This is a genomic window from Winogradskyella marina (genome assembly GCF_015645385.1).
Taxonomy (GTDB): domain Bacteria; phylum Bacteroidota; class Bacteroidia; order Flavobacteriales; family Flavobacteriaceae; genus Winogradskyella; species Winogradskyella marina.
Map to the genome: position 1 here is coordinate 52,939 of NZ_JADOET010000008.1, position 24,266 is coordinate 77,204.

Sequence of the window (24,266 nt, forward strand, 5' to 3'; positions counted from 1 at the left end):
CTTATTTTGAAGAGAAAACCAATTTTTACCATAATTGCTGTTATTATAGTTATAGGCATTTACAGCTATGAGTACTTTTTAGATGTTGAAGAAAAGGCAGAAATAGTAAAAGATGGTAAAACTGTAAAAGAGAATACTAACGAGTACTTTCTGCCGACAAGTACTACAAATCAAGTTATCTATCATCAAAATTACTCGTTATCGTATAGTGAACCTCATGAACAAGCGGAATGGGTGGCTTATGAATTAAAAGCGTCGCATTTAAGTTATACTAACCATAAAAGACCCTATTTTGAAATTGATAAGGCTGTAAAAACAGGTGCTGCACATTGGCGCAATTACAAAAACTCAGGTTACGATAGAGGTCATTTGTGTCCTGCTGCTGATAGACGATTTACCAAATCAGCACATGACGAAACCTTTTTAACTAGCAATATTAGTCCGCAAGAACACCAATTTAATGCTGGAGTATGGAATCGATTAGAACAAAAAGTTCGCTATTGGGCTAAAAAGAATGATGGTGTTTTTGTCGTAACAGGAGGTGTTTTAGAAGATAACTTGAAAGGTATAGGTGATGAAAGTGTTTCAGTTCCTAATCAATTTTATAAAGTGATTTTAGATAATACTAATGGAAAAATTAAGATGCTAGCGTTTTTAATGGATCATAAAAAATCTGATTTACCATTATATAAATTTGTAGTTTCTGTTGATGAGGTAGAAACTTTAACTGGCATTGATTTCTTCCCAGAATTAGAGGATAGTATTGAAAACAGGTTGGAGGCTTCTAGCAGCTACAAAAGCTGGAGTTTTTAACAATTCCTGCGAACACAGGAATTTCAAAATCGGTAAACAAAGACATCGGGAAGAATTGGAAGTTGTAATGTTATTTTTGGAATTTATTGAAGATTCCTTTCCAACGCAAATCACGTATAAACTTTCCTTCATCTTTTGAAACCAAAAAGTCAGTTTTATTAGATTTCGCTCTAAAATAACCAGACATATAATCTCTAAACAACCTAAATTTTCCTTTTTTATAAGCCAATTTTAAAGCCGAAATTAAAGTAATCCAAAAGCCGTAACGCATTTTATACATGGCTTCACCTTGTAGGTATTTAGACGCTTTATTATAGGATTGTCCTGTGGGTTTCAAATGTTTTACATGAAGTGACTCGTCAGTTAGAATGTCCCAGCCATGATACTTGGCCAATAACTCATCAACGGTATCCCAACCCATCGATGGTTTTAGTTCGCCTATTTGCTTAAAACAATCTTTTCTGTAAGATTTTAGTGCACCTCTAATATGGTCTTTGTTGGTTAGGTTTTCAAGAATCCATGTGTTGTTTTTTTCAATATAGCAGAAGCCAGAAGCCATTCCTAATTGTTTATTAGTATTGAAATGAGATGCTAATGTTTCTAAATAATGTTCAGGAAAAATTAAATCGGCATCAAACTTACAAATGATATCATAGTTATCATCAAGGGACTCTAAACCTTTATTAAACGCTTGAATAATTTTTGAACCTGGTAAATGTTGGTTTGAAGATGTTGCGTTTATAACAGAAATCCATTCATATTTTGAAGCATAATCGTCACAAATATGTTCAGTATGGTCTGAAGAATTATCATTCACCACAACCACTGTTTTTGGTAACAACGTTTGCTTAACTAAAGAAGCTAAAGTTTTACCAATGTAAGCTTCTTCGTTATGCGCTGGAATGATAATGTGGAAGTTCAAAAGTTCAAGTTTTAAAATTCAAAGTTAAACTTTAATACTGCAAATTCTATGGTGAAGAATTGGAATTTGAAATTTATGAGTTGGAGTTTTCTTGCTTTTCAGCATAAACAATATAGTATCTTGGCGTGAAACGTCTCAAAATGGGTCTAATTCCAAGTTTATTTACTGGGTTGGTCCATTTTTGACGGTCTTTAATTGTCCATCCTGTTTTTTCTAAAAGCCAATCGAGTTGCCAATCTTCAAACTCATGGTAATGTCTGTCTCGCATATCAGTTTTACTTCTGTAAGCCGAAGCAAACCATAATTTAAGAGGAACACTAATCACTAACTTATCCGCATTAATTGATTTTAAAACTTCATAAGGCGATAAAAGATGTTCAAATATTTCAAAAGCGGTTACAACTTTAGCAGGAGACTCTTGAATTGCCGATTGATCTTCGTCTAAATCTTCTCCAGATGTGTTTTCAACCGTAAAACCTTCAGAAATCATAATCTCTGAAAACGGATTTTTTACACCTAAATCTAAGATTGATTCTGAGGTGTTAATGTGCTTTTTTAAAAACTGAAGCGTCAGTTGAAATCGTTTATTAGGATATGTTTTTTCGTACATGTTTACTTTCACAATAATTGTGGTCACAAATTAATACTGATAAATAATAGCATTAATATTCATGCCAGCACCAACACTAGCAAACAAAATAATATCACCTTTATTAATGTTTTGGTTTTCTAATTTACCTTTTAAGATTAAATCTAATAAAGTTGGCACCGTGGCAACACTAGAATTACCAAGTCGGTTAATGGTCATTGGCATGATACCTTCTGGCATTTCCATGTTTTGCAGTTTGTAAAAACGTTTTACAATGGCATCATCCATTTTTTCATTCGCCTGATGGATCAGTATTTTTTTAATATCTTTTATTGAAACTCCACTATCATCAAGACAAGATTTTAATGCTTTTGGAACATTAGAAAGCGCAAATTCATAGATTTTACGACCATACATTTTAATGTATCTACGTTTATCTGTAATTTCAGGATTATTGGTTTCTCCAAAGTAGATAAAATGGGCTTCGTCTAAGGCGTAAGTTGCAGAATCATGACCTAAAATTCCACCTTCTTCATCAGTATCTTCTACAATTACCGCACCAGCACCATCACTATAAATCATAGAGTCTCTATCGTGTTTGTCAATAACGCGCGATAAGGTTTCACTACCAATAACCAAGCAACGTTTAGCAACACCTGAAGCAATAAATGCTTTGGCTTGTATAACGCCTTCGATCCAGCCAGGACAACCAAATAGCAAATCGTAACCCACGCATTTTGGATTTTTAATCTGCAATAAATGCTTCACTCTAGATGCAATACTTGGCACAGTATCGCTTTGCTCTGCATTGTGTTTTACATCACCATAATTATGAGCTACAATGATATAATCTAAACTTTCTTTATCAATTTTTGCGTCATCTATAGCTTTTTGAGCGGCAAAGAATGCGATGTCAGAATTTAATAAATCGTCCTCAATATAACGACGTTCCTGTATTCCTGTAATAGCTTTAAATTTTTCAACAATAACTTCGTTTGGGCTATTAATAGTAGAGCCGTCGGCATTTACAAATTGATGATTATAAAAGTCTTCGTTTTTTTCAATATTACTTGGAATATAACTTCCAGTTCCTGTTATTTTTATTGCCATTACTAATTGTATTCAGAGTTACGAAGCTAATTAATATTATAGAATTTTCTATAAATTACAGTTCTAAAGCAATAATTTTTAAAGAATTCATAATTATCGGTCTCTATAATTTATAAAACAACAAAAAAAGAGTATTCAATTTGAATACTCTTTTTTAATGATTATGTATTTAAACTATGCGTCCATATAAGCTTCAATAGGTTCGCAACTACAAACTAAATTTCGGTCACCATAAGCGTCATCTACTCGTCTTACGCTTGGCCAAAACTTATTGTCCCTAACGTAACTTAAAGGATATGCTGCCGCTTCTCTACTGTAAGGTAATGACCATTCATCAGACGTTAGCATACTCAACGTATGAGGTGCATTTTTCAACATATTATTTGGTTCGTCTTTAGACGTTGCATCAATTTCTTTTCGAATTGAAATCATAGCATCACAAAAACGATCCATTTCAGCTTTACTTTCACTTTCAGTAGGTTCAATCATCATGGTTCCTGCAACCGGAAATGAAACCGTTGGTGCATGAAAACCATAATCCATTAAACGTTTCGCAATATCTGTAACTTCAATACCCTTGGCTTTAAAATCACGACAATCAATAATCATTTCGTGAGCAGCTCTTCCCATTTCACCAGAATATAATGTTGGGTACGATCCTTTTAAGCGTTCCTTAATATAGTTGGCATTTAAAATGGCGACTTGTGTTGCTTTTTTCAAACCTCTATAACCTAACATTTTTATATAACCATAAGAAATTAGACATACTAAAGAAGAGCCGAAAGGTGCTCCAGAAATAGCAGTAATCGCTTGATGACCTCCTGTTTTTATAATTGGGTTGCCAGGTAAAAATGGAACGAGTTGTTTGGCAACACAAATTGGTCCAACTCCTGGTCCACCACCTCCATGAGGAATAGCAAACGTTTTATGTAAATTTAAGTGACATACATCTGCACCAATATTTCCAGGATTGGTTAAGCCTACTTGCGCATTCATGTTAGCTCCATCCATATAAACTTGACCACCATTATCATGAATAATCTTAGTGATTTCCTTAATAGAAGCTTCATAAACTCCATGTGTAGATGGATATGTTACCATAATAGCAGAAAGATTGTCAGCATGTAACTCTGCTTTTTCTCTTAAATCTTCAACATCAATATTTCCATTTTCTGACGCTTTAGTTACAACCACTTTCATGCCAGCCATAACAGCACTTGCAGGATTTGTTCCGTGTGCAGACGATGGAATTAAACATATATTTCTGTGATGATCTCCACGCGATTCATGATATGCTTTAATCACCATTAAACCGGCAAACTCACCCTGAGCACCAGAATTTGGTTGCAGTGATGTTGCTGCAAAACCAGTAATTTCAGATAGTTGATTTTCTAATGCGTTTAACATTAACTTATAACCTGTTGCTTGTTCTGTTGGTACAAAAGGGTGCATATTTCCCCAACTTGGCCAACTTAATGGCAACATCTCTGCCGCAGCATTTAATTTCATGGTACAAGAACCAAGCGAAATCATAGAATGGTTTAATGCTAAATCTTTACGTTCTAATCGTTTGATGTAACGCATTAATTCCGTTTCAGAATGGTAAGTGTTAAAAACGTCAAACGTTAAAAAATCGGATTGACGTTTTAAATGGTTTGGAATCGTTTCATTTGTTGAAATGGATTCAATTTTATCTGTAGTTTTATCTGTTACGTTTTCAAAAATTGAAATGATATCATTTAAATCTGAAATCGTAGTTGTTTCGTTTAATGATATTGTTACTGTGTTGGTATCTGGATAATGAAAGTTAACTTCATTTTTCTCAGCTTGATATTTTACATCTACAGCATCCGCTTTAATTTGAATAGTATCAAAATAGTGGGTGTTAACTTGTTCTAATCCTAAACGCTCTAATGCATCAGCTAGAGTAGAGGTTGAGTTTTTAACTTTATCTGCGATAAATGTCAGTCCTTTTGGACCATGGTAAACGGCATACATACCTGCCATAACAGCTAATAAAACTTGCGCTGTACAGATATTTGAAGTTGCCTTATCGCGTTTAATGTGTTGCTCTCTGGTTTGTAATGCCATTCGTAAGGCTCTATTGCCAGTAACGTCTTTTGTGATACCAATTATACGACCAGGAACATCACGTTTATAAGCGTCTTTGGTTGCAAAATATGCAGCATGAGGACCTCCATAACCCATCGGAATTCCGAAACGCTGTGTGGTACCAATAACCACATCTGCTCCAAATTTTCCTGGCGCTTCAAGCTTTACTAAACTTAAAATATCTGCCGCAACAGCGACCTTGATGTTTTTCGCGTTAGCTTGTTCTATAAACGATTTTATATCTGTAATCTGTCCGTTTTTTCCAGGATACTGAAGTAAAGCACCAAAGTATTCATCGGACAAATTGTATTCTGTTTCATTGCCTATAACTAATTCAATACCAATTGGGTTTGCTCTAGTTTCGAGTAAGTCAATAGTTTGTGGTAATACTAAATCTGATACAAAGAATTTATTGACATTGGCTTTCTTCTGGCTACGATCTCTAACGGCGAATAATAATCCCATGGCTTCAGCAGCTGCTGTACTTTCGTCTAAAAGCGAAGCATTGGCTATTTCCATTCCTGTTAAATCAATAATCATGGTTTGGAAATTTAATAAAGCCTCTAATCGGCCTTGAGCAATTTCAGCTTGGTATGGTGTGTAAGCGGTGTACCATCCTGGATTTTCTAAAATATTACGCTGAATTACAGCGGGTAAATTAGTAGGGTAATAGCCTAAACCAATATAGGTTTTGTATATTTTGTTGTGTTCTGAAAGTTGGTTGATATGACTTAGGTACTCCTGCTCACTTAAGGCAGCATCGAGGTTTAAATCATTTTCTAAGCGAATATTATCTGGAATGGTTTCCGTTACCAATTGTTCAATATTTTTAACACCTAAGGTGTCTAACATAGCTTGTTGTTGGTCTGAATTTGGGCCAATATGTCTGAGTGCAAATGAAGTCGTATCCATTGAAAAAAAGTTAATTTTAGTTTTGCAAAAGTAAGGATTTGCCCTTGTTTTTTAGTTAAGAATACCTAAAGTTTTTAACCAATATTAAAGGTTGTTAACACATTACTTACTTTTGCGTTATGGAAGTTTTAAAACGCATCTTCAACTTTTATATTAATAGTAGTATTCATGTTGCCATTGCCACTTGTGCTTTAGCATGGGTGACATTAATTGAGTTGAACTTAAAACATGATCAAAACCTATTGAGTTTTGTGTTTTTTGCTACAATAACGGGATATAATTTTGTGAAATATTTTGGTATTGTTAAGTTTCATCATCGCAGTTTAGCAGGTTGGTTAAAAGCGATTCAGTTATTTTCACTAGGAGCTTTTTTTGCCATGTGTTATTATGGATTGAAGCTTGAGGTAGAAACCTTAATCGTCATTGTTATTCTTGGAGTGATCACTTTTTTTTATGCCATTCCTATTATGGTTCCGAAGCATTATTTGTTTGATGATCATAAAAATTTACGACAAGTAAGTGGTTTAAAAGTGTATCTAATTGCACTGATTTGGATGTTTACTACAGTGATAGTGCCTATAGTAAATCATGATGTGTTAATTAATATGGATGTTATAATTACCGGTACTCAACGGTTTTTATATGTTCTGGTATTAATGTTTCCATTTGAGATTAGAGACCTTAATTTTGATAGTTTAAAACTGGCAACAATACCACAGAAAATAGGGGTCAAAAAAACAAAAATTATTGGTGTTGTACTCTTATTTGTTTTTTTGACGTTAGAATTTTTAAAAGGTGAATTAACAAGTAAGTCTATATGTGCAACACTAATAATTACAGGAGTTTCGTTGCTGTTTTTGCTCTTTTCAAACAAAAATCAATCAAAATATTATAGTGCGTTTTGGGTAGAAAGTTTACCTATTATATGGCTCTTAGTTTTGTTGTTGCTTAGTTAGCTCTTTATCTAAGGTAGATTGAAGTTTGTCGCGTTCTTCTGCTTTTAAACACTGTACTTTAGACGTTTCAATAGTTTCAGATAGCTTCACATTTTTACGTGAATATGTTTTAGTAATACCACAGTAAAATAGGCGGATTCGTAGCTTAACAATCTCCCAAGTAGTAGCTTCATCATATTGCGATTTATCACAAATAAGTTTAGCTTCTTCACAACTAATAAATAAAAAACTTTTTTTCATCTGTAATGTCCTTGTAAACGGTATATCATTTATTTAAACCAATTTTCCTCCATGCATTCTGCTAATGCAGTTCGTGCTCTGTGTATAATTACCCATAGATTAGACGCAGTAATATTCAATTCATTACAAATTGTTTCTGTACCGTAACCCAAAATGGTTTTCATTTTAAAAACGTCGGCCTGTTTTTCTGGTAATTTTGCTAAACAATCGTAGATGGCACCACCTAATTCTGAGTTGACTAGTGTGTCTTCAGCAGTTTTTACGTTAGAATCTGCAACGCGTTCTTCTAACCAGTCTCCTTCTGAATCTGTATCGTTGATATAATTCATTCTAACTTCAGCTTTACCTTTGTTAGAATTTATTTTGCGATAGTGATCGATGATTTTACGCTTTAAAATTGAAACCAGCCAAGTACGTTCGCTTGCCTCACCTTTAAAGTTCTTCATGGATTTAAGTCCAGCTAAAAAAGTTTCAGATATTAAATCTTGAGCAACTTCTCTATCACTTACACGTGTAATGGTGTAATTGAAAAGGTAATCTGAATAAAGTTTCACCCAATTATTTGGGTCTATTTTGTGCTTTGGCATTGTTCAATTTCATTGCTGTTTCAAAAATAGTTTAAAAATATGAGATATAATTCTTCAAAGTTGTAAAACTGAACTAGGTTTTATTCGTTTTTAGTGGCAGTTATAATGTAATATCCAAAACTTTTCATATGCAGACCTGCTAATAACGCGAAGAATGATCCCTTTAAATTATGAAAACTTTCTCTTTTTATAGACTTAAAACTGAGAATCTTTTTTAGAATAAAGCCTGTAATTGCAAACGGTACATGTAAAACAGACGGTGCAACTCTTAGTGACGCATTTTCAATTTTAATAGTATTAAAACCTAAAGCTTGTAACTGGTTTTTTATAAAATAATATGTTTCTAGTTTTTCTAGACTCCAATGGTCGCACAAACGATGATAAGCGTAATTGCCACCTTTGCAAAGTTCTGATTGTTCTTTTTTTAAGAAGGCATCTGCAATTACCAATTGTCCGCCAGGTTTTAAAATGCGATGCGCTTCTTGTAACGATTTTGTGCTGTGACCTGAATGACAAAAACTTTCAATTGCTAGAGCAGAATCAAATGAATTGGATTGAAATGAGGTGTTGTTGTAGTTTTCTTTTAGAATGATACCGTTTTTTCCTTTTAAAAGTTTATTGCCTTCTTTGACTTGAAATTCTGAAAGTGTAACACCATAAGTTATTATATTTTTATGTTGGTTTATAGCATATCGCATTGTGGCGCCCATACCACAACCCAAATCTACCAGGCGATGTTTTTGGTTATCAATTTTTAATCGTTTTATAACTTGAGCATTCAGTTGGTTGAGCATGCTATCGCGTTTAAAAGGATTTGTCTTAAACGGAATAAAGTAGCCAAAATGCATATTGAAATCGTGACTCCAAAATTCATAATCTTCTGAAGCTTGATTATAGAAGTCTATCATTTCTATTTTATTCTTCTCAGAATGGGTGTTGAGTGGCAGTGTTTGTGATGTCATAACTATTAGATTTTTAAGATTAAATAATGGGAAATTTCCAGTTTAAGTTCTTGTGAAGTTGAGCTGTTGGCTTTAGATTACCTGTTTGTGTTTTTACGTCTTTTATTAGTCTCACTTTAGACAATAGCCATACTAAAACCCAACCCAAGTCTACTTCATACCATTTCATAGAGAATTTTGCTGAAGTTGGGTGTGAATGATGGTTATTATGAAATCCCTCACCGAATGAAATAAGTCCTAGAAATACATCATTAAAACCACTTTCGTCTGCATTTTGTATTGTATATCTTGAATAGCCGTATTTATGTGAAGCATAGCCAATATACCAATGTCCTAAAATAATTATTAAAGTTCTTAATGATGTTGCTAATAGCATACTATTTAGTCCAAAGAAAATATACACGAGAAACATGAAAATAAAATAATGTACATACCATGTTTTATTCAGCCATAAAATAAATGGGTCGCTTAAATCTTCTTTCGGAATATTATATCTACTGATATTGTTAGGTGAAAATTCTAAATGTAGATTCCACCAAAAATCAGTTAATAGTGAGTGTTTATACTGAAAATACCTTGGACAATCTGTCCTGTTTTGCCAATAATCTCTATAATAATGTTGTTTTAACCAACTTATTGGGCTTCCTAATCCAGTTAATACAAAAAGATATAAGCTTACGTTTTTAAACCACCTTGAAGATTTATATGACTTGTGAATGACTCCTCTGTGAAGTCCAACAGAATGTCCTATTCCAACAGTTAGAAACAATAGTATGATATTTAATATTGCATCATTCCATGTTATCGCTGAAAAGTTTATGAATAGGATAGGAATAAACATTAGGTATAACCAAAGGCACTTTTTCCATGATACTGTAATCTTTCCGACTTCTGTTTTAAGTTTATGATTCATGATATTTTAATTTTTATAGTGATAGATAATTGAAATAATGGCTAACTATAGTGTCAAGTAGAGTAGTGCTGTGATAATGATTAGCCATTTATTTATATCGTATAAATACTTCATGTTTCTTTTGTTTTAAAACTTTCAGAAAAAATTGAAAGTTTGTGTTAAAAAAATATACGAGCTATTTTATGTGTTTTTGTTTATTGCTTTTCAAATGTCACATAGAACATCCGTTTAATAATCTTTAATTTTCAATGAAACTTTTAGTTAAAGCTATTTCATCAATTTTAAAACCGACTTTGTTAACCAATTTTGTTTCTGATTTACCATTTTATTCATTAATGTATCTAAATCTTGGGTTAACTGGTTGAGTGCTTTAGTTTGTTTAATGAGTTCTTTCGATTTTTCTGTGCCGTCATCTTTTATAGAAGACACTTCTTCTAAAACTTTAATTACTGGTCTGATTTCTCTTCGGCTACGTTCTTTTGCAACTGTTCTCGCTAATTCTTGTACGTCTTTTTCTGTTGTGAAAAATTCTTTACGCTCACCCGAAACTATAACTTTGGTTACAATTCCCCAATCCATAAGATGCCTTAAATTCATGCTAGTATTACCACGAGAAATTTTAAGATCTTCCATAATATCTTCCATGGATAATGGTTGGGTTGAAATAAAAAGCAAGGCTTGTATTTGTGCCATGGCTTTATTAATTCCCCAGAGTGAGCCTAAACTTCCCCAAGTACTAATAAACTTTTCTTTTGCTTCTTGATATTCCATACAACAAATATATAATAATTTCTAAACTTTCAGTAATTATTGAAAGTTTATTTTATTTGTAAATGAATATGATCATCGTGTCTTACAGCGTGGCATCCCGTGAATCGAATTTTAGATTGCGCACTTAAACCTAATGAAGTCTTAAGATGTGGTTCTATAAACAGCTTCTGAGACGATGGAATTGAAAGTAATTGTTTTATTAATTGAGCTGTTTTTTTAGTATCAAGTTTTAAATTATTTAAGGTTCCAAACGTAAGGTATTTGGTGAAATCATACTGCCAATACCCTTTACTTAAGCAAGATTTAGCACTATAGCTATTCTCTGTATTTGCAAAAACACCATAGCCAGAAGTGGACGGTTTTTTGTTTGTAGGTTGACCTTGTTCATCTAAATACATCAATGAAATATCTATCTTTTTTCCATCATTATGACTTAAATGCGGTAATAACGGAAAGCCATTAAAGAAAGGTAAGTTGGCATCTAAATAAGTGATTGTAATTCCAGATTTATATAAAACATGAGCAGCATCTTCTAGTTCTAATTTTAATTCTGGATTCACATAATTTCTAAATGCTAATGGATAAAACCAATTTCGAGGTTGTAACTCAGGACCAAACCATGGTAATTTTTCTCTGCCAAAATGAGACGCAATAGGAGGAATGATTACCAGGTTAAATAATAGATAAAGCAAAGGGAAAACAATACGCTTTCCCTTTTTTGTTTGGTATGAAATAATAACAGCAAGTAGCCAAATGATGCCACCAACTTGGGTCATAGTTGTTAAAACAATAATTAGTATGATATGCCCAATAAGTTTAAGTAAACCCATACACACTGAACGTATAATACGCTAGTTTTATTTTAACAATCCTGCACGTCGCAACAACGCTTCAGGTTTTGGCTCTTGACCTCTAAACTTTTTATATAATACCATTGGATTTTCTGTACCACCTTGAGATAGTACAAAGGTTTTAAATTTGTCTGCAACGGTTTTATTAAAAATACCTTCTTCTAGGAAGTATTCAAAAGCATCAGCATCTAAAACTTCTGCCCATTTGTAACTGTAATAGCCAGAAGAATAACCCCCTTGAAAAATATGCGCGAAGGATGTACTCATACAGTTTTCTGCAACATCTGGATACAAATTGGTATCAGCAAAAGCTTCGACTTCATGAGATTTTACATCATCAATTTCTGAAGGGTCAATACCATGCCAAGACATGTCTAATAACCCAAAACTTAATTGGCGTAGGGTTTGCATGCCTTCATGAAACGTGGAAGAAGCTTTAATTTTATTTATCAATTCCATAGGAATCACCTCGCCTGTCTCGTAATGCGTGGCAAACAATTCTAAGGCTTCTTTTTCGTAACACCAGTTCTCTAATACCTGACTTGGTAATTCTACAAAATCCCAATACACACTTGTACCAGATAAACTTGGGTACGTTGTGTTGGCTAACATGCCGTGTAGGGCATGACCAAATTCATGAAATAACGTTGTGACTTCATTAAAAGTGAGTAAAGATGGTTTGCTTTTTGTGGGTTTTGTAAAGTTGCAAACGATTGATATATGAGGTCTGTCATTTACACCATTTTTTATCATTTGTGGTTTGTAAACCGTCATCCAAGCTCCGTTACGTTTTCCGGCTCTTGGAAAAAAATCGGCATAGAAGATAGAAACAAATTCACCATCAGCATCTGTCACTTTATAGGTTAAAACCTCTTCGTGGTATTTGTCTATAGTGTCAATTTCTTCAAATTCTAAACCGAATAACTTATTAGCAACTGTAAAAGCACCATTTATGACATTCTCTAATTTGAAATATGGTTTTAACTGTTCATCATCTAAGTCAAACAATTTTTGTTTTAATTTTTCAGAATAATAACCAGAATCCCATTTTTGTAATTGGTCTATGCTGTCTAGTTCTTTAGCGAAATTTTCCAATTCATTAAACTCTTCATTAGCTGCTGGTTTTGCTTTTTCTAATAGTTCATTTAAAAAAGAAGTCACTTTTTCTGGCGTTTGTGCCATACGTTCTTCTAATACAAAATGCGCATGTGTTTTATAACCTAGCAGTTGTGCACGCTGAAAACGTAATTGTGCTATTTTAATAACGAGTTCTTGGTTATCCAATTCGTTATTCTGAAATCCTTTTCTACCAAATGCTTTTGAAAGTTGTTCTCGTAAATCTCTATTGTCGGCATAGGTCATAAACGGAATATAGCTTGGGTAATCTAAAGTAATTAACCAACCGTCTTTATCTTTGCTTTCTGCTAATTGTTTGGCAGCTTCTTTGGCTCCTTCTGGCAAACCTGAAACATCATCTTCATTAGTTAAGTGCATTTCAAAGGCATTGGTTTCAGCTAAAATATGCTCACCAAATTTTAATTTTAGTTGACTTAACTCTTTGTCAATAGCTCTCAGTTTATCTTTTTTATCTTCAGCTAAATTGGCGCCATTTCTAGAAAAACCTTTATATTTTTTATCTAGTAATGTTTCTTGTTCTATGGTTAACTCTAAATTAGATTTTGAATCGTAAACTGCTTTTACACGCTTAAATAAAGCTTCATTCAATGTAATATCATTACTAAACTCAGAAAGTAAGGGTGAAACTTCTTGAGCAATTTTTTGAATCTCATCATTGGTTTCCGCAGAATTCAAATTGAAGAATATACTAGAAATACGATTTAACTCTTCACCTGAATAATCTAAGGCTTCAATAGTATTTTCAAAAGTTGGTGATGCAGTGTTGTCGGTTATGGCATCGATTTCTGCTTTTGCTTTTTCTATTCCAATTTTAAAAGCAGGCAAAAAGTCTTCTGCTTTTATTTTTGAAAATGGTGCTGTATTATATGTTGTGTTAAATGTATTATTAAGAAAATTCATTAATTTTTTGACTTTTATTTAAGATTATGCGTTTCTGAATTTTAACTTTTTGTTAGGAAAGCCATTTGTATATGGTTGTACCTTTGCATCACTGTTTTTTCATTTAATAATGTAAAAGGAGAATTGATTAATAGCTAAAAAGCCTTAACGAAAGTTGAGGCTTTTTTAGATGTCCTTTGCAGACTCAATCACCTTTGCTTTTAAGCCTTCCTTGTAAACCAAAACCTTATCTAAGACGCATTGGTCTGAAGATCCAATAATTTGAGCGGCTAAAATTCCGGCATTTTTGGCTCCATTAAGTGCTACGGTAGCAACAGGAACACCTCCTGGCATTTGCAAAATAGATAATACAGAATCCCAACCATCAATAGAATTACTGCTTTTTACGGGTACTCCAATAATAGGAAGTGGTGACATTGATGCAACCATTCCTGGTAAATGTGCAGCTCCTCCTGCACCAGCAATAATCACTTTAATACCTCTTTTGTGTGCGTTTTTACTAAAATCGAATAATTTTTCAGGTGTTCTATGTGCAGAAACGATATCCACTTCAATTTCAATATCAAATCCATTTAATATATCTATAGCGTCTTGCATCACTGGCATATCGCTTTTGCTTCCCATTATAATGGCAACTTTACTCATATTTTATTCACTAATTACTTCAATTGTACGTTTTACTTTTTCTGCAATGTCGCGTGCTACGGCAATATCTTCATTAACAATAGTTACATGTCCCATTTTGCGAAAGGGTCTGGTTTGTTTCTTCCCATAAATATGGGGAGTGACGCCATCCATTGCTAAGATGTCTTCAATATTTTTATAAACGACGTTGCCTGTGTGGTTCTCAGCACCAACAAGATTAACCATCACTCCAGCCACTTTACTTTCAGTATTGCCAAGTGGTAAACCTAAAATACATCTCAGCTGTTGTTCAAATTGTGATGTATAGCTTGCTTCAATACTATAATGACCAGAATTGTGTGGCCTTGGAGCCACCTCGTTTACTAAAATGTCATCATTTTCAGTCTGAAACATTTCAACAGCCAAAAGCCCAACATGTTTATAGGCTTCAGCCGTTTTTAAAGCTACTAATTCGGCTTTCTTTGCGATGTCATCTGGAATTCGAGCCGGACAAATAACATATTCCACTTGATTGGCTTCAGGGTGAAATTCCATCTCCACCACAGGATATGTTTTTATATCGCCTTGTTCATTTCTGGCAACAATAACCGCTAATTCATTTTTAAACGGAATTAAGGTTTCTGTAATGCATTCTACATTAGGTAAATCGGTTAAATCCGAAAGACCTCTAACCACTTTTACACCTGTACCATCGTAGCCAAACCTTGCGCTTTTCCAAACAAAAGGGTAGCTTAAACCGCCATTATCTACGGCTTCATCAATCTCTGATGTATAAGCAAATCTCGAAAAATCAGCTGTAGGAATTTCATTATCGCGATAAAACAATTTTTGTGTTGCTTTATTTTGAATGATTCTTAATGTTTTAGCTGAAGGAAAAACTTTTACTCCACGTTTTTCTAAGGATTCTAAGGCATCTACATTAACATTTTCGATTTCAAACGTTAACACATCAACGTTTTTTCCGAAGTTAATAACCGTGTCGTAATCTAATAAATCACCTACGGTAAATTCGTCGCAAGCTAGTCGTGATGGTGCGTCAGCACTAGGATCTAAGACACAAGTGTAGATGTCAAACTTGCGAGTGTCATACAGCATCATTTTGCCAAGTTGGCCACCGCCAAGAATACCGAGTTTAAAATTGGAAGAAAAATAGTTCATATTTATTTTCCACGAAAGTGGAAACTTTATTAGTTACACATTGCGTTTTCAGCAACAAAAATACGCTAAATATGACACATACTTCTAAATTCGTAAATCAAAAATCATTCAAAAAGCATTCAAATATGTATCTTTGCAATTCTAAAATAATAATAAAGTGATTAAGCTTCACGATTTATACTTTAAACCTTTTATTTCTGAAAAAGAAATAGATTCGGCTGTCCAAAACATGGTAGATGGTATTGCGTCCGATTTAGGTGATGAAGTGCCTGTGTTTATTGGGATTTTAAATGGTTCGTTTATGTTAGTGAGCGATTTTGTAAAAAAATATCCCAAACCATGTGAAGTCACTTTTATAAAACTAGCGTCTTATGAAGGTGTTAAATCGACCGAAGATATTCAACGCTTAATTGGTTTAACCCAAGACTTAACAGGAAGAACCGTCGTTATTTTAGAAGATATCATAGATTCAGGAAACACATTAGAAGAAGTGCATCGTATTTTTGAAAACGAAAATGTAAAGCAATTACTCATTGCCACTTTGTTTTATAAACCAGAAGCTTATGATAAAGATTTTAAACTTCATTACGTAGGTATGGAAATTCCTAATAAATTCATCGTAGGCTACGGTTTAGATTACGATGGACTAGGAAGAGATTTACCAGATGTATATCAATTAAAAACTACACAACACATGACAAACATAGTGCTATTTGGTCCTCCAGGTGCAGGCAAAGGAACACAAGCTAATTTTCTAAAGGAAAAATACGATTTAATTCACATCTCTACAGGTGACGTTTTTAGATTTAATATTAAAAACGAAACCGCATTAGGCATGTTAGCTAAGTCTTTTATGGACAAAGGAGAGTTAGTACCAGACCAGGTTACTATTGATATGTTAAATAAAGAAGTTGAAAAAAATGCTGGAGCTAACGGCTTTATTTTCGATGGTTTTCCAAGAACTAATGCACAAGCTAAGTCATTAGATAAATTAATGGAAGATAAGGATTCGCAAATCGATGCTATGGTTGCTTTAGAAGTTGACGATGAGGTATTGGTAGAACGTTTACTAAAAAGAGGGGAAACCAGTGGTAGAACTGATGATGCTGACGAAAGTATTATTAGAAACCGAATTAAGCAATACTATACAAAAACAGCGATTTTAAAAGATTACTACACGGATCAAAACAAGTATTTTGGTGTTGATGGTGTTGGTAGTGTTGAAGACATTACAGTGCGTCTAAGTACTGTAATTGATAAATTATAAATTGCCATTCCTACTAAAAATAGGAATCTAACTAAAAAGATTCCCACACTGATGGGAAATGAATATGACTGAAGGAAATTTTGTTGATTACGTAAAAATGCACGTCACTTCTGGAAACGGAGGAAAAGGATCTGCGCATTTACATCGCGAAAAATATATACAAAAAGGTGGTCCAGATGGAGGAGATGGTGGACGTGGAGGTCATATTATTTTGCGTGGCAACTCAAACCTTTGGACACTAATTCACTTAAAATTTAAAAGACACTTTAAAGCTGGCCATGGAGCACATGGTAGTTCAGGACGAAGTACAGGAGCTGATGGTGAAGATATTTACATTGAAGTGCCTTTAGGAACTGTAGTACGCGATTCTGAAACTGATACTGTTTTATTTGAAATCACAGAAGATGGTGAAGAAAAAATAGTGGTCGAAGGCGGCATGGGAGGACGTGGTAACTGGCATTTTAAAAGTTCTACCAACCAAACCCCTCGTTATGCGCAACCTGGAATTCCACTCGAAGAAAAAGATATCACATTAGAGCTTAAAGTCTTAGCAGACGTAGGTTTGGTTGGCTTTCCTAATGCTGGAAAATCAACCTTATTATCTGTATTAACGTCCGCAAAACCTAAAATAGCGGATTACGAATTTACAACCTTAAAGCCTAATTTAGGCATTGTGGAATATCGCGATTTTCAGTCGTTTATAATGGCAGATATTCCTGGTATTATTGAAGGTGCTGCGGAAGGTAAAGGTTTAGGTTATTACTTTTTAAGACATATTGAGCGTAATTCAATTCTACTGTTTTTAATTCCTGCAGATGCAAAAGATATTGTGGAGCAATACGAAATTTTAGAAGATGAATTAAAGCGTTATAATCCTGAAATGTTAGATAAGGAGAGGCTTGTTTGTATTTCAAAATCTGATATGTTAGATAGCGAATTAAAATCTGAAATCGCAACAATTCTAGATAAAGATTTAAAAGCCGATTATATGTTTATCTCTTCAGTAGCACAGCAAGGTTTAACCGAGTTAAAAGATAAACTTTGGAAGTTGTTGAATGATTAAAGGCGCATAGCTAATATGAAAACTTACCTGAAGAATCTCGTAGAACTCAATGGAAGTAAACAGAGTAAACGCTTTGCTTATTTTATTCAGTTTCTAATTATACTTTCGGTAATCACCTTTTCTATTGAAACTTTACCAGATTTAAGGCCTCAAACACAAGTGGTTTTGAAAGCCATTGAAGCGTTTTGTGTAGTTATTTTTACGCTTGAGTATTTAGCTCGTATTTATGTCGCAGATAGTAAGCCAAAATTTATTTTTAGTTTCTTTGGTATTATAGATTTCTTGGCTATACTACCGTTTTATTTGTCCTTTGGTGTTGATCTACGTTCCTTGCGTTTATTAAGAATGTTCCGATTGTTTAGATTGTTTAAGTTGGTGCGTTATAATAAAGCGATGCGTCATTTTGCTAATGCCATGAAGTTAGCAAAAGAGCAAATTATACTCTTTATGATTATTACAATTATGCTTATCTATTTTGCTGCTGTAGGTATTTATTATTTTGAAAACGAAGCACAGCCAGAGCATTTTTCTTCCATATTTTCTAGTCTTTGGTGGTCAATTGTAACATTAACAACAGTTGGTTATGGCGATGTGTATCCCATTACTGTTGGTGGACGAATTTTTACGTTTTTTATGCTTTTAATAGGTTTAGGGGTTGTAGCAATTCCGACAGGGATTATTTCTTCGTCGTTAACGAAGGCTGTAGAGGAACCTGAAGAGAAGGCCTAACTTTTTTGTTAATCATTCATTTTAATATAGTTATATTTGAAAGGTTATTCTTTAAACCTTACTATGAAACTAAAGTTACTAATTGTTGTAGTATTCCTACTACCTTTTGCTTCTTATGCGCAATGTCTTGAAAACCTTCTATTAACCAGTCAATCAGAAGTTGATAATTTTCCAAATTTATATCCAGATTGTGAATCAATTTTTGGAGTGCTTACCATTTCTGGAACTGATATTACAGACCTCACACCTTTAACACAGCTCAATTCAGTAGGAAGTATATACATTTTAGAAACTTCTATTGTAAGTGTAGAGGGTTTAGAAGAGCTTACCATAACAGGTATTGGTGGGCAAGATTCTTATATTTTTTTAGACGACAATCCCTTGCTTCAGGATGTATTGTTTTTAAATAATTACACGCTTAATGTTCCCATTGTATTTTTAATTAGGGAAATGGATGCGCTTTCAAGCTTACAAGGTGCCAATAGTATTGTAGATTTTATAGCATTGCATATTGAAGATAGTGATGCATTGATGAGTTTAGATGGTTTAAATGAAAACCTGAATTTTACAGGTGGATTAGTTCAGTCCTCTGGAATTTATTTATCAGGAAATGCCTTATTAAACGATATTTCACAACTAGATACAGCGCAATTTAGTCCTGATTTAACACTAGATATTACTCACAATTCGCAACTTGCCGTTTGTGAAAATACTTTGGTTTGTTCTGTGACAGAAAATGGGAATAGCACAATTTCTTATAATGCTATCGGCTGTAGTTCTGTAGAAGATGTGTTGGCCAGCTGTTCGACATGTCCAACAGAGGCTATCATTTTATCAAATCAATCAGAAGTCGATGCCTTTGGAACAACGTATCCTGATTGTACAAGTCTAAGTTATAATCTCACTATTGAGGGTGATGATATTACAAATTTAAATGGCCTATCTCAGTTAGAAGCGGTTTCTAATTTGTACATACAAAATAATTCAGCCTTATCGGATTTACAAGGTTTAGAAAATTTAGTTTCAATTCAAAATCTCTATCTCATTAACAACGCGTTAATAACAGATTTTGAAGATTTAATAACTATTGAAACCATTGCTTTTTTATATGTTTCACAAAATAATCAACTCACAACATTTAATGGTTTAGAAACTTTAAATTCATTAGCTGCACTAGGGATTTATTACAATGAAAATCTCAATAGTATTGAAAGTATTAGTACTGTTGAATTTATAGGGAATAACAATATTAACATAAGCGGAAACACCGCTTTATCTAATTGTGCCATCAATAGTATCTGTGAATTAATACCTCCTGGAGGCGGTATTAATATCTCAAATAACGGCGTTGGATGTGAGGACTATAGTGATGTATTTGAGGAATGCACAGGATGCCCATATGGTGATGTTTACTTATCAACACAAGCAGAAGTTGATAATTTCCCTGTTTTATATCCCAATTGTGATACTTTAAATGGTAGTTTACATATTGTAGGTAATGATATTGTAGATTTAAGCCCATTGCAGCAAATAATATCTATTGAAAATAGTGGTTTATATATTAATGATAATAGCCAACTAACAACCTTAGATGGATTACAAAATATTGACGATGCAAGTCTTATTGAAATTGTCAATAATCCCTTATTGGCAAACATAACTGCTATTGATGATATAGAAACAGTTTATAATTTTAAAATTATAAATAATGATGCGCTTATAGAAATTCCACCGCTTCAAATTACACAGGCAAATAATTTTGAGATTTCTAACAATATCGGTTTAACGTCATTAGCTGGACTTTCAAATCTTACAACGGTAAATGGACCTGTTTTAATAGATAATAATGATGCGCTAGCAAATTTAGCCGGATTAGAAAACTTAACAACAGCTGCTAATTTAGGCATCACAGGAAACGAGGTCTTAGTGCAAATAGATGCACTCACTAATTTACAAAGCTATTTAAATACATTATTTATTACATTAAACCCAAGTTTGTTAAATATAAACGGATTAGCAGGATTGCTAGGCGTTTCGGGTACTATTGGAATTAGTAATAACGCAGCCTTATTACATTTAGATGGCTTATCCAATTTAACCAATGGTAATAATCCAGGTTCGTATTTAGTCTTAAAAATTGAATATAACGATGCACTTAATGATATTAGTGGTTTAACTTATTTGAACCCAAATTCAGTTTATCAATTGAGAATAGCAGATAATCCACAACTAACAAATTGTAGTATTCTCTCGGTGTGTAATATTTTAGAAGAAACTTCGGCTAATGCTTTTATAGGTGTAAATGGTGGCAATTGTAATTCTAATCAAGACGTTATTGATTATTGTGAGGCGTCTTTAAATGTTGTATCTGGTACCATTAGTTATGATTTTAATAATAATTTATGCGACGCCAATGATTATATCGCTGAAAATTTTATAATCAAAGCCACAAATAGTCTCGGGCATACCGTAAGTACAACCAGTACTGTTGATGGAACTTATGAAATGAGACTGCCAGAAGGGCAATTCGATATTGAAATAAATGACGCAGCTATTCCCGATCATTTTATGGTAACGCCAACCGAGCAATCGGTTACATTTTCGTCTACTGGAAATGCTACAACGCTAGATTTCTGTATAACCGCTATAACTCAGGTAAATAATGTAGCTATAAGTGTAACGCCGATTAGTGATGCGCGTCCTGGTTTTGAAAGTGATTATTTGTTGCATTACGAAAACTTAGGAACTACAATTGCAGCAGGTTCTATAACTCTCATATTTGATGACATTAGGCAAGACTTTGTTGGCGCTACGACTTTACCTTCAAACACCAGTGGTAATACAATTCAATGGGATTATACAAATTTATTGCCACTGCAATCCGAAACGCTAGTTGTAACCTTTATAAATGAAGTACCTCCAATAAATAATTCAGATGATATTTTAAATTTTGAGGTTTCAATAGCGTTTGACAATGACGAAGTTTCTGAAGATAATAGTTATATGTTAGAGCAGCTTATGGTTAACTCATACGATCCTAATGATAAACAAGTTTCACAAGGCGCAACTATTTTAGAAAACCAAACGGGGGATTATTTAGACTATTTAGTACGTTTTCAAAATACCGGAACCGCGGATGCTATTCATGTTCGTATTACCGACGAATTAAGTGACCTACTCGATTGGAATACTTTCAGAATGAAAAGCGCAAGTCATAGTTATGATTTAGAAATTGTTGATGGAAAACATGTAACCTTTAATTTTGAAAACATTAATCTTCCGCCTCAGCTGTTAGACGAAGACGGAAGCAATGGATATGTTGCCTTTAAAATTAAGCCCATTACTAATTTACAAGTAGGTGATGTTATTCAAAATACGGCTAAAATTTATTTCGATTATAATTTTCCTATAATCACAAATACGATAGAAACAGAATATATAGAGCCACTTAGCGTTAATGAAGAAGAGCGTTTGAAAAGTGTTGAATTATACCCAAATCCAACTTCAGGTAAAATTACTATACGCGGAGTTGAAAACCAGTTAATCTCAGTTCGAATATTTTCTGTTTTAGGAAAGGAAGTTATGAATTCAACGTCTAAAGAATTGAATATGTCAGAACTGCATTCTGGAATATATTTTGTGAAAATTTATACGAAAAAAGCAAACTTTACAAAACGAATTATAAAGAATTAATTTAAAATTTAAAACCATGAAATTAGTAAAACTTATACTCGTTGCTTTGCTTATTACATCATGCGGAACCGTAGTCAACTATGATTATGAAAAGTCTACTAATTTTAACGATTATAAAAGTTACAATTACTTTGCTGAGATGAAAACAGGTATGTCTGAATTAGATACCAAACGTTTAATGAGAACCATGGACGCAAAGCTTAAAACAATGGGTTTAACGCGCTCTGATAATCCCGATTTTTACATTGATATTATTAGTCAAGATATACAAAGCCGAAACAATAGCAATGTTGGTGTTGAAGTCGGTGGAGGTGGAGGCCATGTTGGTGGCGGAATTTCTGTAGGTGTACCTATAGGCGGAAACAAACGTACGAGAGAATTAGCTATTGAGTTTGTAGACGATAATAAAACCGGTATGTTTTGGCAAGCCATTAGCGAAAGCCGTTACAATCCCAATGCTACTCCAGAAAAACGCGAAGAAAAATTTAAGGCTATAGTCGAAAAAATGTTTTCAAGTTATCCGCCAAAGTCTAAATGATAAAACTTCGTTTTAATTTTTAATCAGTTTTTTGCTCGCAATTAAAACATCATTTGTATAAAAGTTAGTAATGTAAATTCCTTCGCTTAACGTACTAATATCAATAGTTGTATTTTGCTGATTATAAAGTTGAGCTGATTTTATTTTCTTACCATCTAAGCTTATAATTTCAACAACGACATTTTCGTTTAATGCGTTTTCTAGATTAATATTTACGAGAGTATTTGCAGGATTTGGAAATAGTGTTAAGCTAAAATCATTAGCGGTTACTGCTTGTACTCCTAAGGTATTGTCAATGGTCCAAGTAACGGTTGCAACATGAATAGTTTCGTGATTGTCTACATCAATTAAAGTCGTTGCATCGTGTGCAACAACGGTTAAATTGTTTGTGCCAGTAGCTAAATCACTTTCTTCAATGTTAACAGTAACTTCGTTTGTTGCAAAGTCACTACCATTAAGTGTCCAAGTGTTAACTAAAGTGTTTGTAGGTAGTGTTTGTATTGTGTTTATTTGAAAACTCAACGGAAAACTTAGTTCTGTAATTGTAGCTTCTGTTGGCGCATAAGAATCAATAGGTGAAATTAAATCGTGAATGCGTTCAATAATTCCTTCTTTACAAACTGAACAAAAATCATAACCTAGATAACGCATTTTACAACTTTGATGAGGTCTATTCCAAGTTGAAGCAGTTCCTGAAGTTGCATGTGGATAAACTCCAACATTGTTAATACCAACCCAGTTTTTCCATCGTACTAAAGTAGGGTCTGTTTCTTGCGTCATATTTATACCTTCTTCGACAAGGATTTCTATAGGATAATATTCGTCTTTTAAATCTACAAAAGAATGCCCTAATTCATGAATAGCTATTTCGCCTGCATCCACTCCTGTAGATGATACTGGAAAAGGGCCTCCACTTCCTCCATAATATGGCGAATTAACTAAAATAATAGCTTGGTCATACAGTGGGAAATTATTAGCTAAAACCGTACTAACTAAAGCTGTATTCTCTGTGTATAATAACCTGTGTATATCATAACTGTCATAAGCTGTGCCAAAATAATTATCAACTGTAATTGTAGGAACTGTTGGTATTGGCTCGTCTGTTGCTGTTCCTGGATGCGTTGCACCACTTTCATTAGACGGTACTTTTATAATATGAACATTGAAGTAGTTTTCATAATTAGAAAAAGGTTCTTGAGAAAACATATCATTCATAAAGTTTGTAGCGTCTGTTTCAAACTGTAACATTTCATCTTCTTGGTAACCATCACCTAAAATAACAAGATTGATACGTCTGTCATCGTCACCAGAGTTTTTTAAGGTAAGCACATCAAAAGTTTGCGATAAAAGAAATTGGAAACTAAAGGCAAAACATAGTAATAGTAGCGTTTTTTTCAT

General features: G+C 33.5%; 21 protein-coding genes. 7 read left to right on the forward strand and 14 right to left on the reverse strand.

What is annotated here, in order from left to right:
- Window positions 1-6 precede the first annotated feature (6 nt).
- Window positions 7-813: a DNA/RNA non-specific endonuclease gene (locus ITJ86_RS10485; protein ID WP_195871595.1), complete on the forward strand. Its 807-nt coding sequence runs from the start codon at window positions 7-9 to the stop codon at window positions 811-813.
- A 70-nt stretch (window positions 814-883) separates the two neighbouring features.
- Here ITJ86_RS10485 and ITJ86_RS10490 read toward each other — a convergent pair whose 3' ends face one another.
- The 4 genes from ITJ86_RS10490 to gcvP form a co-directional block, all read right to left on the reverse strand.
- The gene (locus tag ITJ86_RS10490; protein ID WP_195871596.1) at window positions 884-1,735 is read right to left on the reverse strand and encodes a glycosyltransferase family 2 protein; all 852 of its coding nucleotides are present in this window, start codon (window positions 1,733-1,735) and stop codon (window positions 884-886) included.
- Window positions 1,736-1,808: 73 nt separating this feature from the next.
- The gene (locus tag ITJ86_RS10495; protein ID WP_195871597.1) at window positions 1,809-2,345 is read right to left on the reverse strand and encodes a class I SAM-dependent methyltransferase; all 537 of its coding nucleotides are present in this window, start codon (window positions 2,343-2,345) and stop codon (window positions 1,809-1,811) included.
- A 30-nt stretch (window positions 2,346-2,375) separates the two neighbouring features.
- Complete coding sequence (locus tag ITJ86_RS10500) at window positions 2,376-3,434, reverse strand: 3-oxoacyl-ACP synthase III family protein (RefSeq protein ID WP_195871598.1); 1,059 nt, start codon at window positions 3,432-3,434, stop codon at window positions 2,376-2,378.
- 174 nt (window positions 3,435-3,608) lie between these two features.
- The gene (gene gcvP, locus ITJ86_RS10505) at window positions 3,609-6,458 is read right to left on the reverse strand and encodes an aminomethyl-transferring glycine dehydrogenase (RefSeq protein WP_195871599.1); all 2,850 of its coding nucleotides are present in this window, start codon (window positions 6,456-6,458) and stop codon (window positions 3,609-3,611) included.
- 119 nt (window positions 6,459-6,577) lie between these two features.
- Between gcvP and ITJ86_RS10510 the strand changes: the two genes are divergently transcribed.
- On the forward strand, window positions 6,578-7,414 hold the full coding sequence (locus ITJ86_RS10510; protein WP_195871600.1) for a UbiA prenyltransferase family protein: 837 nt from the start codon (window positions 6,578-6,580) through the stop codon (window positions 7,412-7,414).
- Here ITJ86_RS10510 and ITJ86_RS10515 read toward each other — a convergent pair.
- The 9 genes from ITJ86_RS10515 to ITJ86_RS10555 form a co-directional block, all read right to left on the reverse strand.
- Window positions 7,391-7,654, reverse strand: a complete 264-nt coding sequence (locus tag ITJ86_RS10515; RefSeq protein ID WP_195871601.1) for a hypothetical protein — start codon at window positions 7,652-7,654, stop codon at window positions 7,391-7,393. The two genes, ITJ86_RS10510 and ITJ86_RS10515, sit on opposite strands and share 24 nt — an antisense overlap.
- A gap of 29 nt (window positions 7,655-7,683) precedes the next feature.
- Complete coding sequence (locus ITJ86_RS10520; protein WP_195871602.1) at window positions 7,684-8,241, reverse strand: sigma-70 family RNA polymerase sigma factor; 558 nt, start codon at window positions 8,239-8,241, stop codon at window positions 7,684-7,686.
- 80 nt (window positions 8,242-8,321) lie between these two features.
- Window positions 8,322-9,203, reverse strand: coding sequence for a methyltransferase domain-containing protein (locus tag ITJ86_RS10525; protein WP_195871603.1), 882 nt, complete (start codon window positions 9,201-9,203; stop codon window positions 8,322-8,324).
- A 19-nt stretch (window positions 9,204-9,222) separates the two neighbouring features.
- The gene (locus ITJ86_RS10530; protein WP_195871604.1) at window positions 9,223-10,116 is read right to left on the reverse strand and encodes a fatty acid desaturase; all 894 of its coding nucleotides are present in this window, start codon (window positions 10,114-10,116) and stop codon (window positions 9,223-9,225) included.
- Window positions 10,117-10,383: 267 nt separating this feature from the next.
- Entirely contained in the window at window positions 10,384-10,887 is a 504-nt protein-coding gene (locus ITJ86_RS10535; RefSeq protein WP_195871605.1) for a GbsR/MarR family transcriptional regulator, read from the reverse strand.
- A gap of 47 nt (window positions 10,888-10,934) precedes the next feature.
- Window positions 10,935-11,717 carry a hypothetical protein gene (locus tag ITJ86_RS10540; protein ID WP_195871606.1) on the reverse strand — a complete coding sequence of 261 codons (783 nt, stop codon included), beginning with the start codon at window positions 11,715-11,717 and terminating at the stop codon, window positions 10,935-10,937.
- Window positions 11,718-11,744: 27 nt separating this feature from the next.
- The gene (locus ITJ86_RS10545; RefSeq protein ID WP_195871607.1) at window positions 11,745-13,775 is read right to left on the reverse strand and encodes a M3 family metallopeptidase; all 2,031 of its coding nucleotides are present in this window, start codon (window positions 13,773-13,775) and stop codon (window positions 11,745-11,747) included.
- 165 nt (window positions 13,776-13,940) lie between these two features.
- A complete protein-coding gene (gene purE / locus ITJ86_RS10550; protein WP_195871608.1) occupies window positions 13,941-14,420 on the reverse strand; it encodes a 5-(carboxyamino)imidazole ribonucleotide mutase in 480 nt (159 codons plus the stop codon).
- 3 nt (window positions 14,421-14,423) lie between these two features.
- Complete coding sequence (locus ITJ86_RS10555; protein WP_195871609.1) at window positions 14,424-15,578, reverse strand: 5-(carboxyamino)imidazole ribonucleotide synthase; 1,155 nt, start codon at window positions 15,576-15,578, stop codon at window positions 14,424-14,426.
- 157 nt (window positions 15,579-15,735) lie between these two features.
- Here ITJ86_RS10555 and ITJ86_RS10560 point away from each other — a divergent pair, with 157 nt between their 5' ends.
- The 5 genes from ITJ86_RS10560 (at window position 15,736) to ITJ86_RS10580 (ending at window position 22,868) form a co-directional block, all read left to right on the forward strand.
- Window positions 15,736-16,845 (forward strand): adenylate kinase, encoded by a 1,110-nt coding sequence (locus tag ITJ86_RS10560; RefSeq protein WP_195871610.1) that lies wholly within the window; start codon window positions 15,736-15,738, stop codon window positions 16,843-16,845.
- 64 nt (window positions 16,846-16,909) lie between these two features.
- Window positions 16,910-17,908 (forward strand): GTPase ObgE, encoded by a 999-nt coding sequence (gene obgE / locus ITJ86_RS10565; protein WP_195871611.1) that lies wholly within the window; start codon window positions 16,910-16,912, stop codon window positions 17,906-17,908.
- Between the two features lie 15 nt (window positions 17,909-17,923).
- Window positions 17,924-18,637, forward strand: coding sequence for an ion transporter (locus ITJ86_RS10570; RefSeq protein WP_195871612.1), 714 nt, complete (start codon window positions 17,924-17,926; stop codon window positions 18,635-18,637).
- Between the two features lie 63 nt (window positions 18,638-18,700).
- Entirely contained in the window at window positions 18,701-22,330 is a 3,630-nt protein-coding gene (locus ITJ86_RS10575; protein WP_195871613.1) for a DUF7619 domain-containing protein, read from the forward strand.
- A gap of 16 nt (window positions 22,331-22,346) precedes the next feature.
- Window positions 22,347-22,868 carry a DUF4136 domain-containing protein gene (locus tag ITJ86_RS10580; RefSeq protein WP_195871614.1) on the forward strand — a complete coding sequence of 174 codons (522 nt, stop codon included), beginning with the start codon at window positions 22,347-22,349 and terminating at the stop codon, window positions 22,866-22,868.
- 12 nt (window positions 22,869-22,880) lie between these two features.
- Here the strand turns inward: ITJ86_RS10580 and ITJ86_RS10585 are convergent, their stop codons facing one another.
- Window positions 22,881-24,266, reverse strand: a complete 1,386-nt coding sequence (locus ITJ86_RS10585; protein ID WP_195871615.1) for a T9SS type A sorting domain-containing protein — start codon at window positions 24,264-24,266, stop codon at window positions 22,881-22,883.

Bases quoted from the DNA above. Each gene is read 5' to 3' on its own strand.
- ITJ86_RS10495 (WP_195871597.1), bottom strand. From the start codon at position 2,345: ATGTACGAAAAAACATATCCTAATAAACGATTTCAACTGACGCTTCAG.
- ITJ86_RS10500 (WP_195871598.1), bottom strand. From the start codon at position 3,434: ATGGCAATAAAAATAACAGGAACTGGAAGTTATATTCCAAGTAATATT.
- gcvP (WP_195871599.1), bottom strand. From the start codon at position 6,458: ATGGATACGACTTCATTTGCACTCAGACATATTGGCCCAAATTCAGAC.
- ITJ86_RS10510 (WP_195871600.1), top strand. From the start codon at position 6,578: ATGGAAGTTTTAAAACGCATCTTCAACTTTTATATTAATAGTAGTATT.
- ITJ86_RS10515 (WP_195871601.1), bottom strand. From the start codon at position 7,654: ATGAAAAAAAGTTTTTTATTTATTAGTTGTGAAGAAGCTAAACTTATT.
- ITJ86_RS10520 (WP_195871602.1), bottom strand. From the start codon at position 8,241: ATGCCAAAGCACAAAATAGACCCAAATAATTGGGTGAAACTTTATTCA.
- ITJ86_RS10525 (WP_195871603.1), bottom strand. From the start codon at position 9,203: ATGACATCACAAACACTGCCACTCAACACCCATTCTGAGAAGAATAAA.
- ITJ86_RS10530 (WP_195871604.1), bottom strand. From the start codon at position 10,116: ATGAATCATAAACTTAAAACAGAAGTCGGAAAGATTACAGTATCATGG.
- ITJ86_RS10535 (WP_195871605.1), bottom strand. From the start codon at position 10,887: ATGGAATATCAAGAAGCAAAAGAAAAGTTTATTAGTACTTGGGGAAGT.
- ITJ86_RS10540 (WP_195871606.1), bottom strand. From the start codon at position 11,717: ATGGGTTTACTTAAACTTATTGGGCATATCATACTAATTATTGTTTTA.
- ITJ86_RS10545 (WP_195871607.1), bottom strand. From the start codon at position 13,775: ATGAATTTTCTTAATAATACATTTAACACAACATATAATACAGCACCA.
- purE (WP_195871608.1), bottom strand. From the start codon at position 14,420: ATGAGTAAAGTTGCCATTATAATGGGAAGCAAAAGCGATATGCCAGTG.
- ITJ86_RS10555 (WP_195871609.1), bottom strand. From the start codon at position 15,578: ATGAACTATTTTTCTTCCAATTTTAAACTCGGTATTCTTGGCGGTGGC.
- obgE (WP_195871611.1), top strand. From the start codon at position 16,910: ATGACTGAAGGAAATTTTGTTGATTACGTAAAAATGCACGTCACTTCT.
- ITJ86_RS10570 (WP_195871612.1), top strand. From the start codon at position 17,924: ATGAAAACTTACCTGAAGAATCTCGTAGAACTCAATGGAAGTAAACAG.
- ITJ86_RS10575 (WP_195871613.1), top strand. From the start codon at position 18,701: ATGAAACTAAAGTTACTAATTGTTGTAGTATTCCTACTACCTTTTGCT.
- ITJ86_RS10580 (WP_195871614.1), top strand. From the start codon at position 22,347: ATGAAATTAGTAAAACTTATACTCGTTGCTTTGCTTATTACATCATGC.
- ITJ86_RS10585 (WP_195871615.1), bottom strand. From the start codon at position 24,266: ATGAAAAAAACGCTACTATTACTATGTTTTGCCTTTAGTTTCCAATTT.